This window comes from Steroidobacter gossypii (assembly GCF_016801985.1).
Taxonomy (GTDB): Bacteria; Pseudomonadota; Gammaproteobacteria; order Steroidobacterales; family Steroidobacteraceae; genus Steroidobacter; species Steroidobacter gossypii.
This window is the reverse complement of sequence record NZ_JAEVLS010000006.1, coordinates 298318-312875: the sequence shown is the minus strand read 5'-3', so window position 1 is coordinate 312875 and position 14558 is coordinate 298318. Positions and strand designations below refer to the sequence as shown.

Below are 14558 nucleotides of genomic sequence, written 5' to 3'. Positions count from 1 at the left end.
CATGGAACGGGGCAAATGATACACGAAGGCCCCGCGATCACGGCGTTGAGACGGGACAGGCCTTGCGGATCAGACCTCGGATGAATCGGCGAATTGTCTCAGGGGGACGATTCAGTTTCGGCCGCCACCACCGCCAGGCCTCGCAGCACCAGGTCGGGAATCTCTTTGCCCGGCACATGAATCGCTGGCTGGATCCGATGACAGGCGCCACCGGTGAGCAACAGCGCCGGCGCTTCGCCGAGCTGTTGGCGCAGTGTTTCGTGAGCGCGATCGACGAGGGCCGCGAGCGCCTGGACAGCGCCCTGCTGGATCGCACCCAGCGTATTGTCGGCAAATAGTTGATCGCGAGCCTGACCGCCGGCCGCGCGCTGGGCAATGTCGCTGGTGTTCTTGAGCAGGCTGGACACCATCAGATCCGGACCCGGCACGATCACCCCGCCGAGATGCTGACCGTGCGCATCCAGGCCGTCGATGGTCATGGCCGTTCCAACACTGACCACGCACAACGGGCGCGGCTCGAGCGCCCGTGCGCCCAACATGGCCAGCCAGCGATCGACGCCGAGCTTGCCGGGTTCGGGATAGGCATTGCGAAGGCCGGCCTGCGCGGCCGGCGAATGCAGGAATCGGGGTTCGAGTTGCCAGGCGCCGGCAATGGCGGCCTGCGCCAGGTCACCCATCCGTTTGCCGCTCACATTGCCGATGAACACGCGTTCGGCGCGCGGGCCGCTGTTCAAGATCTGCTGAACGAAATCTTCGCGAGTCCAGTCGACATGCACCGCCGCGGCCTGCGCACCCATGACGCCATCGACGCAGCGCGCCCACTTGATACGTGTATTGCCGATATCGATGAGCAGCAGCATCGCAGATCAACTCTTCGCCGCGCGCAGACTGACCTCACCGGAAACGAATTTGCGCAGCTCGCCATCCACTTCCACCAGCAGCGTGCCATCGTCATCGGCGCCGCGTGCGGTACCGTGAGTCGTTTGCGAACCGGCGATGACTTTCACCGCTGCATTCGACAGGGTATCCAGCGCCAGCCACTCTTCTTTGAACGGCGCGAATCCATGCACGGTGAATGTCTGCAGCATCTCCAGCAGCTGCTCCACCACCGTCGCGATCAGCGCATTTCGAGTCGGCGTCCGCTCCTTCATGATTTCGTGCACGTCCGCGATCAACGCAGCCTCGCGCTCTGCGAGTTGCATGCGAGTCGCCGCGGGCATGTGCATGTTGATCCCGATGCCGATGACCACCTGCGCCGGCCCAGCCGATTCACCGCGCATCTCGATGAGAATGCCGCCGAGTTTGCGAGCCTGCCATTGCAGATCGTTGGGCCACTTCAAACCGACCCCTTCGATGCCCAGGCGCTGGAACGCCTTCACCACCGCGACGCCAACCGCCAGGCTGAGCGCCGAAAAGGTCGGCGGCGCCTCCGCGAATTGCCAGGACAGCGACATGCAAACCCCGCTGCCGAACGGCGCGATCCAGCTGCGCCCGCGACGCCCTCGACCGGCGTTCTGCACTTCGGCCGTGCATAGCTGAAACCGTCCGGGCTGCGGCGGCGGTAGATCGAAAAGGAACCGATTGGTCGAATCGACCGTCAGCAATACATCCGTGCGCTCCATGAGCGCGCGCGTCGCGGCCGGCCACGAAGCAGTGATGTCTTCCTTGGCGAGCAGATCGACCGCGCGCGGCAAGCGATAACCCTGACGCGGCACCGATTCGATGTCGACGCCGAGCGCTTTGAGCGAGTTCATCAGCTTCCAGACCCCGCCACGCGAAATCTTCAGCTTCCTGGCCAGTTGCTCGCCCGAATAGAAGGCGCCCTCCGCAAGCATGGCGAGCAGGCGCTGCCGACGCGCATGAGCTTGAGTCTTGGGAGTGTGAGCCTTGCTGCTGGTCGCCATCAGGAATCTGGATCTTCAGCGAGGTCGCAGCAGCCACAGCCGCCGGGCGCGGCTCTCGGTGCCCGCCCGCATGCGCTCGATGTTGGCGCGGTGGGTGTAACAAACGAACAGCGTCATGACGCAGCCGAAAAACAGCATCGCCGCCGAGGGCTTCGGTTCCGTCAGGGCCAGATACATCGGGAAAGAAGCGACCGCGAGCATGGTGCCCAGGCCGACGAAGCCAGTGAGCATCACGACCACCAGCCATACCGCGAACACCGCCAGGATGGCGATTGGCGTCAAGCCGAGCAGCACGCCGATCAAAGTCGCGGCGCCCTTGCCACCGCGGAATCCATACCAGACGGGATAAACGTGACCGAGCACCGCAGCCGTGGCGCACGCCACTGCCAGCCAGTCGCGCTCTACCTGTGGATCGATGCCGATTCCGGGCAAGTTCATCGCTGGCAACACGCCGGCCGCGAGCCACCCTTTGCCGATATCGATGAGCATCACCCAGGCGGCGAACGACCAGCCTTGCGTGCGCAGCGCATTGGTGCCGCCGGCATTGCCACTGCCGAGCTTGCGAATGTCGACGCCGCCGCGCAGCTGGCCGACCAGCAGGCTGCCGATCAACGCACCCAGCAAATAGGCCAGCAGAGATTTGACGCCGAGTTCCAGCATATCGCGGGATTATAGGGGTTTCTTTTTAGGTAGATGCAGTTCGGCGAGCATGCACCGGACGCTGCCGCCCCCGAGTCGTTCGATGGTGGGAATGGCGGCCGTGACGATTGGACCGGCGCTCGACTCCAGCGTCGCCAGTTGTTCGGCGGTCAATGCGTCGCGCGCCCGCTGCGACAGGGCCACGACGCTGCCAGTGAGCGGCGACGCCAGCTCCAGCATGTTGCCGGCAAACGCATTCATCTGATCCAGCGACAGCTCCAGGATCGCACGACCCGTGCCGCGCAACTGCTCGACCACGCCTGCCCGCTCGTCTTGTCGAATCGCGTTCACACAGACCGCGGCAAAGCGCTCGCCCACCGACATCAATACATTGGTGTGATAGATCGGAGCGCCGCCGGCGTCGGTCGCTTCGAAAGCGACAATGTCGTAATCGAGTTGCTGAGCGAAATCGCCAAGCACATCCAGATCGGTGCGAGGCGAAACACACGCGTAGGCCACTCGATGGATGCGGTCCAGCACCAGGCTGCCGGTGCCTTCCAGATAGCGGCCGGTGTGCTCGTGTCGCGTCAGATCGATGACGCGCGAAGTGTGAAAGCCGTGCTTCGAGCTCAATGCCTCGAGCAGGTCGAGCCTCCGCTCCAGCCGGCGGTTTTCCGCCAGCATGGGGTACAGCACCACCGTGCCATCGGCGTGGAAGCTCACCCAGTTGTTGGGAAAAATCGAATCCGGGGTGTGCGGCTCCGGCGTATCGTCGAACACATGCACGTTGACGCCCGCCTGCTTCAACGCGACAACCAAAGCGTCGAACTCCAGCAACGCCGCGGCCTGACTGGCCGTGTCGACGCTGGCGATGTCGAGCTGCTGAAAAGAATTGGACGGCTGGGTCTGCGGATTGCCCACGAATGCGACCGGCCGGATCATCATCACGTCCGGCGCGGTTTGTCGATCGACCAGGCTCATAATGCCCCCTGTAGCAGGGCGGCATTATGGCCCCGCTCAGCTCCGGAAGTCGAAATTGAACCGCGTCACCAGCCGGACGCCGCCGTCGATGCGGCCCTTGGCGATCACCGTGGTGGTCGGCGCCTTGGAGTCGAAACTGCGGGAGATCCAGCCGGTGGGCTCCGGCCGTTCGATCCCGCGATGCACGTTGCAGTGGAGTTCCTCCGGCAAGGTCATCGACAGCAACACATCCCCGCAGGACACCCGAACGCCGCGGCCATTGGCCACGACCGCGCACTGCTCGGCGAAATGCCAGAACATCTCGACCTCGTGCACGCCGGCGCCCAGCAACTCGTCGGTCACCTGCAAACGCGTCTGCTGTTTATGGAACAACAGCTCGCGGCGATGGATCACCGGATGTTTCAGTCGGCTGTAACCGTCGTGGCTGGCGACCCATCGATCCGCCAGCGGCGTGCGTTCGACCGCCAGCACCTGCGCTTGAGCGTGCTTGATCCACAGGAAGTTGCCGCCGCTGACGGACTGGTCGACGCCGTCGACCCGGATCGTGTTATGCGCCGACGTTCCTTTGAAGTAGTCGCGCCACACGCGCTGTGTGTGATACGCGTAGGTGCCTGGATCGATCAATATCTCTTTGCCGGCGGCGCTCAGTGTGAACGACAGGGCGTCCGCGTGTCCGTGCGCGGCAATCGACAGATAACCGAGCGGGCCCGCATCGGCAACGATGCGCACCTCGCGGGCGGTCTCGAAGCGATCGCCCAAGATGTAGTAACCCGCGTTGGGAAAATCCAGGCGCGCAGGCAGCGACACTCGTGACATGTCGATCGCTTCGAATCTGATCGCGGCGGCATCGCCCAGCAACCAGCGCGTCTTGTCGTCGATATTGCCGAAGACGCGATCCGGTGCGCTGCCCGACAACGAGCTCGACTTGAATTTGAATTCCGCGCTGTCAAACAACACCGCGCCGGTGGCGAGCAGCGACCTATACACGTCGCTCGGTTCGGGATCGAGCCGGGCGATGATGGCGTCGTCCGCGTCGCCGAAGTTGGGCACGTGTCCGCCCGCATCCATGATGCTGGCAATGTATTGCAACATCCCACGCAAGCGCAGCCAGTAAGCCGTGCTGAAGTCACAGCCGTTGGCGCGCGCGAGCAAGCCGCTGACGATCATCATGTCCGCGACTTCATGGTGATACCAGTTGGCCTGCTCGCGATTGACTCCGTCCTGGCCGTTTTGCAACAACATCTCGCGTTCCAGCTCGCGCTGAGCATGTTCCTTCCAGCGACGGCTGCGCTTCCACAGCGGCCAGGTGAGCGAGGCGACGAACAGCCCCATCAACTCGCCCAGCAGATGATTGTTGGCCGACGAATACTTGGAGAAGTGTCCAGCGATGAACTGACAATGCTGATACACACTGGTCAGCCAGCGCCGTTTGAACCCTTCACCCGCCGCGCCTTGAAAAATGGTCGCGGCATCGGCTCCTAACAGATGCCACGCGAACGACCAGTTCACCAGCCGGATCGAATGCTCCAGGCTGGAGGTCCAGTGCACGCCCGACGGATAGGGGCATTGATCGAACCACGACTCCAGCAGCGTGCGACAGCCTTGGGCGTATTTATCTTCGCGCGTGAGATGCCACGCCTGCGCAAGCGTCACCAGCTGCGAATGACGGCTGGGCTCCCACAGATACTTGATGTCACCGACCAGCGATTCGTCGCGGTAGTTCAGCGTCTTGCCGAAGCGCAACGGCGCCTGCCGCCCCGTCTTGGGATCGCGATTCCACTGCGGTGGAAAGCCCAGCGGCGCCGCGGTCAGCGCAAACACGGGAAAGCGGCCGTCCAGAATGCTGTCGGCGGCCCGGCGATATTTATCGACGTTGAATTCGGTCGGCAGCGTTGCCACCCAAGCCGCGCCGGTTTCGTTGCGCGCAGGGGGAGGTGGCGCGGTGGAATGCAGCCCGAGCTGCTCCACGCTGGCCTGCACGCGCTGTTTGACCCGATAACCGACTTCCCACCCGCTCATCGCCGACAGGCGATGCAGCTTCCACTTCAAACTCATTGCCTGCGCCTCACGCAATATTTCCGTGGGCACGCGTATTGTTCAGCAGCTCTTTCACCGGCGGCCGATGAATGACAAAAGGTGTCTTGCCGCGGGCCGTGCGCTCCAGCGCGGTCACGCTGCGAATCTCTACGTGCATGCTCCTTGGCAATTTCTCGCGAGCGTTGTGCATCAGTCGCTCGCGATCCCGTTCCGTGTACTCGCCTGTCGCCAGCACCAGGATGACCACCCGCGTGCTGCTCTCTTGAATCACCTGTATGCGGACGATGTTGGCCACGTCCCGCTGGAAATGAGAGATGCCGGTGACTTTCACGCCGTCCGGTGTGATCAGGATGTCGCTGTCACGGCCGAGCACGCCTGAGAACGTTCTAACGCCCAATGCCAGCTCTTCCAGCTCGCGCTCGCCCCAGCTCGCGGGAACGCGGATCAAATCGCCGGTCCGATAACGGATCAGCGCCATCGAACGATTCCACAACGGGGTGCCGACGATCTCGTAGAGCTTGTGCTCGCCCTCGAAGCCTGCAGGCTCGAACTCCACGTGTGCGTAGCCTGGCAGAAACCGATACTCGCCCGGCGCGGTCGCATAGGCGAAAGCGACACGTTCGGCCTGGCCGTAGTAATCGAGCAGTCTGCAATTCAGCGTCTCGCGCGCGCACGCCCACACCCGACCATGCAGCACCTCGGATGAGCACAGCGCCGCTGGAATATGCAGCTGCCGCCCCGTTCTTTGCAGCAGGAAACAAAGCGCTTCAAGCGACGTGGGATAGCCCAGCAAACAATCCGGCGCGAACTGCTCGAGAATGCGCGCGTAGTGTTCAAGTGTTGCCGCCTTCAAATGCGTCGACGACAACACCAGCCGGTTGCCGCCACCGGCGAAGATCCAGTACGGCGGTTTGAAGTCGTTCGGATCCTTGATGCTTTCGGTGCGTAACACGGCGCACTTGGAGGAGCGCGCGTCGACGCCGACCTTTTGCATCATCCGATCGATGCACACCTGCTCGAACACCACCGACCGCAACGAGCGCACGATCTCCAGAGGCGCGCCGGATGTGCCCCCGGTACTGGCCTTGACTGTGAAAAGCTGCGACCCCACCGCGAACGCACCTGGCGTGGCGCGCACCTGGGCCTTGGTCAGCAAAGGCCAGCTCGCAATGTCTCTACCCCCGCGCGCCAGGTGCCCATAGCCGCTACGACTTGCCGGCCACAGCACCTCGCCCAACCGATCGCGGGTCCACGTGCGGCGCTCGTTGAGGTCAGCGCGCTCCAGATGCTCGAGCTCACGTTGCGCGTCCGCGTAGAACAGCGGATTGCGACGCACGGCTGTATCGCCAACCTGGAGCAGCTTGAGTTTTTTTACCAGAGCTTGCATGCCCAATACCATCTCGTGCTCAGCGCGCCAACACGCGACGGCCCTGGGCGTGGCCGTTGGCGAGCGACCGATACACCGCGCACATGCGATTCGAATATTCCTTTACGCACAATGGTTCTACCGTGGCTCGCGCCAGCCGGCCCATTTGCATGCGCTCTTCATCCTTGAACACCAGCTTCTCGATGGCGGCGGCCAACTGCGCCACGTCGCCGGGCGTGACCAGTATCCCGTTCACTCCGTCCACCACGTGTTCAGGAATGCTGCCGACCGGAGTGCAGATGGGCGCCAGTCCCCAGGCCATCGCTTCCAGCAGCGACATGGGCAAACCTTCGGCGTGCGACGGCAGAACGAATGCATGCGCGGCGGCCAGCAGCCGGTCGCGCTCCGCCGGTTCGACCCATTCGCGAATCTCGATCACGTCCTGCAGACCGAGCTCGTTGACGCGTGCACGCAATCGCTGGGTCTGGCCATTGCCGGCGAGCATGAACTCGACACGAGCGCGACACTCCGGCGACAGCTTGGCCACTGCCTCGACCAGTTCGAACGGACCTTTGCGAGCCGAAATCAGTCCGAAGAAAACAAAGCGCACCTTGCCGCCCATGGGCCGCTCGGGCACCTTTTCCGGCAACACCACCGGGTTCGGCAGCACCAGGATGCGATGCTGTGGGATGCCGATAGAGACGAAAAACGACTTCCAGCGCTCGCCCAGCACCACCAGTCGTTGCGCCCGAGCCAGCGTATCGCGAGTGATCGACTTGGCCAGCGGCGACATCTTCGCCCAATGTTGCTTATAGGCGGCGCCGTGCGCGTGCATGATGACGCTGGCGCCTCGCGCCATCGCGATGCGCGCCAAGATGATCTTCCGGATATTGCTTGCGCCGCTGGCGAAGTGAATATGCACCACGTCCGGACGATGGCGGAGTTCCAAGGCGAACCTGGCGAGCGCTTGCGCGAACGTCAGGGTCTTGATCCACTTGCCACCATCGACCATGGTGGCGATGTGAACTGCGCGCACTTCCTTGGGCAAGGCTTCGAGCAGGATGCGTTCGACGCCGGACACACCGCCACGCACGTTCAGCGCCGGACCGAGCATCAGAATGTTGGCTGGCTCACGCACCATTCACTGCTCCACGTGCGCCGAATATTTCTTGATAAGCAGCCACCATTCCCTCCCATGAGAAAGACTTCCGCGCGCGCGCGCTCGCCGCGGCGGCCATGCGACTGCGCAGTACATTGTCGAGTCTCAGCTGATTCAGCAGTTGCGGAAGCTGGCGCGACAGGTCGGCCACGTCCAATATGTAACCTTCCCGACCATTCTCGATCATCTCCGCCGCGCCACCGGTGCGCGTCAGAATCACGGGCACCTGCATGGCCATCGCTTCCAAAGCAGCGTTCGAGAAGGTTTCGGAGAGCGACGGCAACACGAACACGTCGAACGCTCGCAAGGCGGCGCGCACGTCGGGCAATGCGCCTGTGAATGTCACCGCGCTGCAGATGCCTCGTTGTTCGGCCCGCTGTTCCAAGGCCGCTCGCATGGGACCGTCGCCGACCAGCATCAGATGTACATCAGCGCCCGATGCGCGCAATTCGGCGACCGCATCGATCAAGGGTAATTGATTCTTCTCGGCGACCAGTCGGCCTACCGTGCCCACGACGAATGCGTTCTCGCCGATGCCATAAGTGGCGCGCTGAGTGGCGCCTTCGCCGCCTGCCGCCGCGAACCTGGAAAGGTCCACGCCGTTATAGATGACGCTGGAGCGCGAGCGCATCGCGTCTTCGGCTGACAGCCAGGCATCCCTTTGCAGCTCGCAACCGTACACGGTCCAATCGAGATATCGCAGCACTCGGGTGTAGAAGCCGCGCTTCCAACGCGCGCCGCGACGCATCTCAGTGGTGTTCATCAGGCCGATCGTGCGCGGCCGATGTCGCGACCAGCGTGTAGCCGTAACGACATACAGTGCCGGATACAGATTCACTGAGACGAGATTGCGAGGTCGCTGCTCCTCGATGAGCTGGCGCAACGCGGCGTTCGCCTTGAGCGAGTATCGACCCTGGCGCGCAAGGAAGAAGGTAGCAACGTCGGGGGCGATGTCCTTCAGCAGCGTCGTGGGTTCGTTGAGATACGCAATGCCAACTCGCATGCCACGCGCCGCGAAGGCGTTGGCCAGGCGAACTGTTTTTCGCTCCGAGCCGCCCACCGCAAGATTGTTCAGCACGAACAATACGTCCAGCCCATGGTCGCTCGCCGCCAGTGGCGGCGCGGAAACGTTGCGATCGAGCTGTAGTTGCGCGCTCGCCATGTTTCAACCGCTGGTGCCGTAGCGTAGAACTTGTGAGGCGTCGCGGACGCCGAGCATTTCGAGATTTCGACTGGCGATGCGCGTCGCTCCGAATTGCGCGATGGCGTAAGCACGGGCGCGCTCGCCGATGCGCTGTCGTTCCGCATCGTCCGCCAGCAAGCGCCGAATGGCGCCGATCATATCGTCGAGATCGGTGGCCGTGTGTCCGAGCAGGCGTTGCTTGATCAGCGAATCGGGATCGAAGAACGCTACCACCGGGACGGCGCGCACCCACGCCTGTAGAAAGGTGTTCGGAAAGCCTTCGATCTCCGAGGTGTTGAGGAACAGCTTCGCACGGCTGAACATGGTCCCCACCTCGGTGTAGGGCACGGCGCCGGGAAACGTGAGATTCGGGATCGAGCTGGCGGCTTCGCGCACCGTACGATAATAGTCCTCGGCTCCGGGCAACGCTCCACCGGCGAGCGTGAAGCGCACATTGGGCAGGCGGCGCGCCAGTTCCAACACCACTTCAGGGCGCTTCACCGGCCGAAGATTCGCGACCCACAGCACGTCGATGTCCTTCGCGGGCTGCGGGCCGCTCGGCATCTCTACCGCCATGTCGAGCACTTCGCTCTTCAATCCATAGTTCTGCTCGAGCAGGGTGCGTTGCTGTTCGCTCTGCGCCACGATCAGATCGGCATTGCGCAGACCGTATTCATAAATCTTGCGATCGCGCCAGAAGCGGATCAGCTGCTTGCCGGGAATACAGGCCAGGTCGGAGGCAATGCGCACGATGCAACGCTTGCCGTTGCGCCGGCAGAACCAGGCAGTGATTCCGGTGGCCACGCCCGCCGGCGACTGGTAGTAAACGTCGGCGTCGACTTCGCGCATCGCGCTGATCATCCCGGTCATGCGTGGATGCGCAAAGCGCAGCACCGGAATGCCCTCATCGCGCCTGTATGGAGCAACTGCACGAATGCCATCGACATCGGTGACGCGGCCCTGGCCGTGATCGTGCACGATCATCGATACTTCGTGGCCGAGGTCGCGCCAGGCCCGGGCCAGCAACACGTGCTGGACGGATTCGCCGCCCACGTATTTCGCATCCTTCAGCCCGGCCAATTGCGGATAGTCGTCGAGGCCGACAATACAAATCTTCATCGTTGCTTCCACACAACCCATCGATGGGACATCAATGACGGACGGCTCCGATCCAGCCATACGGATCGGGTCGCTGAGTCGCGACCGCGGGCCGATCCACGACCGCCGGTTCCAGGACGGCCTCTCGCGCGATCATCGCGAGCCGCATGGTGACGCCGGCGTATGCCCAGAAATAGATCCAGGGCACATAAAGATCCACAAAGAACGTGGCGGTGGCGTAAGCGATGGTCGAGAACACGAAACCAGCCAGCAAGGCGCGCACGTGCACTGGCGCCGCAGCGAAGGATTGCAAGGCGGTGCGCACCGGCAGGACCAGCAGCAGCACGCTGCAGATCAGTCCCGGCAGCCCCAGGTTGAACCATTGCGACAGATAGTAGTTATGCGGCGAATACCGGAACGGCATGATCCAGTAGGAATTCCAACCGAAGCCGGTGAGCAGGGTGAGCGGATGTTCGAACATCATGCCGATGGCGGTCGTCCAGATCTCGGTGCGGCCCGACGAGGTGCCGCCCAGGTCCTTGGTGCTGAACTGACCGATCACGCGCTCGTATAACAGATCGCCGAAGCCGATGCTGACCACCAGCAGAATCACCAGCATCGCACCGCCGACCATCATGCCCCACGAGACGATCTTGCCCATCGACAGATAGCGACGAAACAGATAGGCGCCGAACACGGTCGCAAAGAACGTGGCGACGAATGCGCCGCGCGATACCGTCATCAGCAACGTACAAGCGGTGAGCACGGCGCCGCCGATCCAGAACCATCGCCACCACCCTTTCACAGCCGCCGCCATGGCGACGGCGGCCGGTAGCGTCAGCGCGACGAACGCGCCGTATTGGTTCGATTCGCCAACCGCGCCTTGCACTCGTCCGTCGCCGCGGCGTTCGATGTCGCCGATCTGCACATACCCCAGCGCGTCCAGCACGGCCACGGCATGCGACACGATCCAGGAGAGCAACAGGCACTTCAGCAGGAACACCGCGTCCTTCTCCGAGCGCGCGCCGTAGAAGAACACCAGGAAGAACAGCATGTAGTCGACCATGCGATTCTTCAGGTCGAGAGCGCTGCGCAGGATGTCGTACCTGGGATAGTCGATGAACAGAACGATGGCCAGATAGGTGAGAATCGAGTAACCGATCAACACCACGAACGCGGTGTTGATGGCGGGCAGCTGAATCCTGAACTTGCGCCCGACGGCGTAGTTGAACACCAACCCCGTCACCAGCAGGTACAACAGGAAATTCTTGATCTTGACGCCGGGCGCGGGGCCGGGATCCCAGTTGAACACGCTGCTCAAGGTAAGAAACAGCGTCAGAGTCGCCAGCAGGAAACGCATCACAATGCACTCCCCCGGCGCGTCACCCGGTGAGTCGAGCGCAACCGCCCGCCATCATTGCTCTGCCTGAACTGCACGTATTCATCCACCTCGGTGACCCCGCCGCCTGCAATCCAGAGCAAGTTGCATACCAGCAAAAAGCGCCTTGCGTACGCCACCCGCCGCAGCAGAGCGCCCGTTCTTTCTTGTAATTATTGCAACGAGCGGTTCATTCCTTACATCGCCTGGGCCTGTTTCATCCCGCCATGCGTCGATGAGTGGCATGGAAACGCACGGCGGCTGCGACGCCTCGTCGCGACATTCCACTCGCCACCAGATGCACGCCATCTTTCAGCTTCAATAGTTGCTGCATGAACGGCGACAGCGTCGCCTGTTGCTCGGCTCGCACCGGCTTGTAACCCAGCGCCTGCATGGTCTGCCACGCCAGCGACTCGATCGCCAGCAGCTCGCGCGGCGTCAGGCGGGTTTCGAACTTGCTGAAATTGTCGCGAACGATCTCGTTGCGGCCGGCGGCGAAGCCACGCTGCTCGACCGATTGCGACAGCACGGCGAGTCCGGCGAAAAATTCCAGATCCAGAAACATGCAGATCCGGCGCAGTTGCGCTTCCGGATCCTGCAACAGCTCTTCGAATTTCAGTTCCAGGCAGCGCTCCGGCATGTTGGAGCATTGGCGATGCGCGGTGAGCACATCATTGCCCCAGCGCCAGGCCGAGCGCCGGATATCCTTGCCCCAGGCTTTGCGCATCGAGACGCAGTGGTCGCGCACGTCGCGCACGATGTGCACGATCCTGGCCGTGGGGAAATGTTTGAGCAGCAACGGAATGTGACGGATATAGGCCGGCGACTTGTCGGCCCAGATCACGCCCGAACCGCGCCGCACGTCCAGCTCGTAGCGGGCGAAACCTTCGAACAGGCCACTCACGCCGAAGTTGCCGTTGCATGCCGAGCGCCAGTCCTGCCATCGGAAGGGGCCCCGCCCTGCCGGGCGGAAATTGAAGTAGTGGTTCGCGCGGCTCATGTCACTCGCGAACCGCTCAAAGGCCTCGGCGGTTGTCGGTTTGCCGTGACGCTGAACCCATGTGTCCATGAACGGCAGGAAGTCCGTCTCGGCCGCGAGCACGCGCAGCCGCGGATGATTGCTCAGCAGGCCGCGCAGTAACTTGGTGCCGGAGCGCGGCATGCCCACGATGAACAGCGGCCCTTCCCAGACGGCCGCTTCACTTGAAGCATGCACATCGACAGGCTCGGGATATTGCTCCAGTGTCAAAGTAACTACCTCGTGATGCAAGGTGACCCGCTTGTTACCACTGGAAGCCAATGCTTCGAGCGTGCCCAAAGTTCAACGACAGGACGTCGCCATTGGGCGTCAGTCGGACGGGTCAGGGTTTGGCGGGCAGGCTCTCCGTCTTGCGTAGACGACCGAGCATCGCTACGGCTTCGGGCACTCGGAATGCGAGCAACAGCACGATGAACAGGCTCATGAACACCATGCCGCCAAGCACCACGCCGATCAGCCCGAAATGGTCGATCCAAAACGAGCCATAGAACACCACCGAAGCCACCAGCGCCGCCAGCGCGACGCGGCCCAGATCGCCCCAGCGCGCCAGATCTTTCACGCCGATGTTGTAAGCACGCATGGTGCTGCGACTGAGCACCATGCCTTCGGTCCAGCGCGAAATCACGAACGCCAGCGCCGCAGCAGGCAAGCCCCACAGTGGCAGCACCGTGATCAGTAACAAAAGATTCAACACGATGGCGAACAGACTGCTGGTCACGATGGGCGCGGTCTTGCCAACGGCTCGCAGCGCCACGCCGAAGTCGAACACCTCGCGCACCAGCACAAGCAGATAGATCTGGAAGATCAGCACAGCCGGTTCGTAGCTGGGCGAAAACAACGTAACCACGAAGGTGTGCGCGAACTCGAACAGCACCACGCCGGCCGCAGTGAGCAGAATCATCGACACCACGGTGGAACGACGCCATAGCGCGAGCGCGCCCTCGCCCTTCGTATTCTTCAACGCCGCGAGCTCGGGCAGCACGGCATCCGACACCGAGTTACGCAGCACGCCGATGACTGGCTGAATGTGAGTTCCGATCGCGTAATGCGCCAGTGCCACAACGCCGAGGGTCTTGGTCACGAACAGATTGCCCAGCGACTTGTTCAAGGTCACCAGGATCAACGCCAGACCCACGGGCAGGCAGTAAAGGAACTGCTCGCGCCAACATGACTCCTGCACAGCCCGATCGGCCAGATCGCCGCCGGTTCGCTGCCAGGCGATGAAGGAAACGGTGATGCGCGTGGCCTCCAGCGCGATCAACGACCAGATGATCGGCATCACATCACGCCAGATGGTCGCGGCCGTAACCACGACCAGAATGCGAGCGATCAGCCGGCTCGTGGTGTACGCGAACACCGGCACCGGACGCTTCTGCGCCAGCCAGTAGTACTCCCAAAAATCCAGGTTCACGAACAGCAGCACGTACAACGCGACCGGAAGCGCCACGGCGCCCAGAATCGCGCCGCCGGACAGATAGTCCGCGAGCAGCGTGATGCCCACGACCAGTGCGCTGGTGCCCAACGTCATGGTCACTGCCTGACGCACCATCTGCCGCACGTTCTGCGGTCGCGCCGGGATGAAGTACAGCAAACTGTTGTTGATGCCGAATGCGCAGATGGTGGTCAGCAAGCCCGTGTACAGCAGGAACTCGCGATACCGGCCGAACTCTTCGACCGTCAGCAGGCGCACCAGCAGGATGGGGCTGATGACCACCAGCCCCTGATTCATGAACCGCGTGATCGAAATGATCGCGGTTCGACTCACTAACCCGGC

Annotated in this window: 12 protein-coding genes; all 12 read right to left on the bottom strand. The window is 62.7% G+C overall.

Annotated elements, in window-relative coordinates; genetic code table 11:
- Positions 1-98: 98 nt before the first annotated feature.
- The 12 genes from JM946_RS25095 to JM946_RS25040 all read right to left on the bottom strand — a co-directional run bounded on the left by JM946_RS25095 (position 99) and on the right by JM946_RS25040 (position 14549).
- Positions 99-860 carry a type III pantothenate kinase gene (locus JM946_RS25095; protein WP_203170123.1) on the bottom strand — a complete coding sequence of 254 codons (762 nt, stop codon included), beginning with the start codon at positions 858-860 and terminating at the stop codon, positions 99-101.
- 6 nt (positions 861-866) lie between these two features.
- Positions 867-1904 (bottom strand): biotin--[acetyl-CoA-carboxylase] ligase, encoded by a 1038-nt coding sequence (locus JM946_RS25090; RefSeq protein ID WP_203170122.1) that lies wholly within the window; start codon positions 1902-1904, stop codon positions 867-869.
- A gap of 15 nt (positions 1905-1919) precedes the next feature.
- The gene (plsY, locus tag JM946_RS25085) at positions 1920-2564 is read right to left on the bottom strand and encodes a glycerol-3-phosphate 1-O-acyltransferase PlsY (RefSeq protein WP_203170121.1); all 645 of its coding nucleotides are present in this window, start codon (positions 2562-2564) and stop codon (positions 1920-1922) included.
- Positions 2565-2573: 9 nt separating this feature from the next.
- Positions 2574-3524, bottom strand: coding sequence for a citrulline utilization hydrolase CtlX (gene ctlX / locus JM946_RS25080; protein ID WP_203170120.1), 951 nt, complete (start codon positions 3522-3524; stop codon positions 2574-2576).
- Positions 3525-3560: 36 nt separating this feature from the next.
- A complete protein-coding gene (locus tag JM946_RS25075) occupies positions 3561-5579 on the bottom strand; it encodes a heparinase II/III family protein (protein WP_203170119.1) in 2019 nt (672 codons plus the stop codon).
- Positions 5580-5589: 10 nt separating this feature from the next.
- A complete protein-coding gene (locus JM946_RS25070) occupies positions 5590-6948 on the bottom strand; it encodes a phenylacetate--CoA ligase family protein (protein ID WP_203170118.1) in 1359 nt (452 codons plus the stop codon).
- 19 nt (positions 6949-6967) lie between these two features.
- Positions 6968-8068 (bottom strand): glycosyltransferase family 4 protein, encoded by a 1101-nt coding sequence (locus JM946_RS25065; protein ID WP_203170117.1) that lies wholly within the window; start codon positions 8066-8068, stop codon positions 6968-6970.
- The gene (locus tag JM946_RS25060) at positions 8058-9248 is read right to left on the bottom strand and encodes a glycosyltransferase (RefSeq protein WP_203170116.1); all 1191 of its coding nucleotides are present in this window, start codon (positions 9246-9248) and stop codon (positions 8058-8060) included. Before JM946_RS25060 ends, JM946_RS25065 begins: the two co-directional genes overlap by 11 nt.
- Positions 9249-9251: 3 nt before the next feature.
- A complete protein-coding gene (locus JM946_RS25055) occupies positions 9252-10388 on the bottom strand; it encodes a glycosyltransferase family 4 protein (RefSeq protein ID WP_203170115.1) in 1137 nt (378 codons plus the stop codon).
- A 31-nt stretch (positions 10389-10419) separates the two neighbouring features.
- Entirely contained in the window at positions 10420-11727 is a 1308-nt protein-coding gene (locus JM946_RS25050) for an O-antigen ligase family protein (protein ID WP_203170114.1), read from the bottom strand.
- Positions 11728-11962: 235 nt separating this feature from the next.
- Positions 11963-12994 carry a sulfotransferase family protein gene (locus JM946_RS25045; RefSeq protein ID WP_218043107.1) on the bottom strand — a complete coding sequence of 344 codons (1032 nt, stop codon included), beginning with the start codon at positions 12992-12994 and terminating at the stop codon, positions 11963-11965.
- 112 nt (positions 12995-13106) lie between these two features.
- Positions 13107-14549: a lipopolysaccharide biosynthesis protein gene (locus JM946_RS25040; RefSeq protein WP_322110975.1), complete on the bottom strand. Its 1443-nt coding sequence runs from the start codon at positions 14547-14549 to the stop codon at positions 13107-13109.
- Positions 14550-14558 lie beyond the last annotated feature (9 nt).

Bases quoted from the DNA above. Each gene is read 5' to 3' on its own strand.
- JM946_RS25095 (WP_203170123.1), bottom strand. From the start codon at position 860: ATGCTGCTGCTCATCGATATCGGCAATACACGTATCAAGTGGGCGCGC.
- JM946_RS25090 (WP_203170122.1), bottom strand. From the start codon at position 1,904: ATGGCGACCAGCAGCAAGGCTCACACTCCCAAGACTCAAGCTCATGCG.
- plsY (WP_203170121.1), bottom strand. From the start codon at position 2,564: ATGCTGGAACTCGGCGTCAAATCTCTGCTGGCCTATTTGCTGGGTGCG.
- ctlX (WP_203170120.1), bottom strand. From the start codon at position 3,524: ATGAGCCTGGTCGATCGACAAACCGCGCCGGACGTGATGATGATCCGG.
- JM946_RS25075 (WP_203170119.1), bottom strand. From the start codon at position 5,579: ATGAGTTTGAAGTGGAAGCTGCATCGCCTGTCGGCGATGAGCGGGTGG.
- JM946_RS25070 (WP_203170118.1), bottom strand. From the start codon at position 6,948: ATGCAAGCTCTGGTAAAAAAACTCAAGCTGCTCCAGGTTGGCGATACA.
- JM946_RS25065 (WP_203170117.1), bottom strand. From the start codon at position 8,068: ATGGTGCGTGAGCCAGCCAACATTCTGATGCTCGGTCCGGCGCTGAAC.
- JM946_RS25060 (WP_203170116.1), bottom strand. From the start codon at position 9,248: ATGGCGAGCGCGCAACTACAGCTCGATCGCAACGTTTCCGCGCCGCCA.
- JM946_RS25055 (WP_203170115.1), bottom strand. From the start codon at position 10,388: ATGAAGATTTGTATTGTCGGCCTCGACGACTATCCGCAATTGGCCGGG.
- JM946_RS25050 (WP_203170114.1), bottom strand. From the start codon at position 11,727: ATGCGTTTCCTGCTGGCGACTCTGACGCTGTTTCTTACCTTGAGCAGC.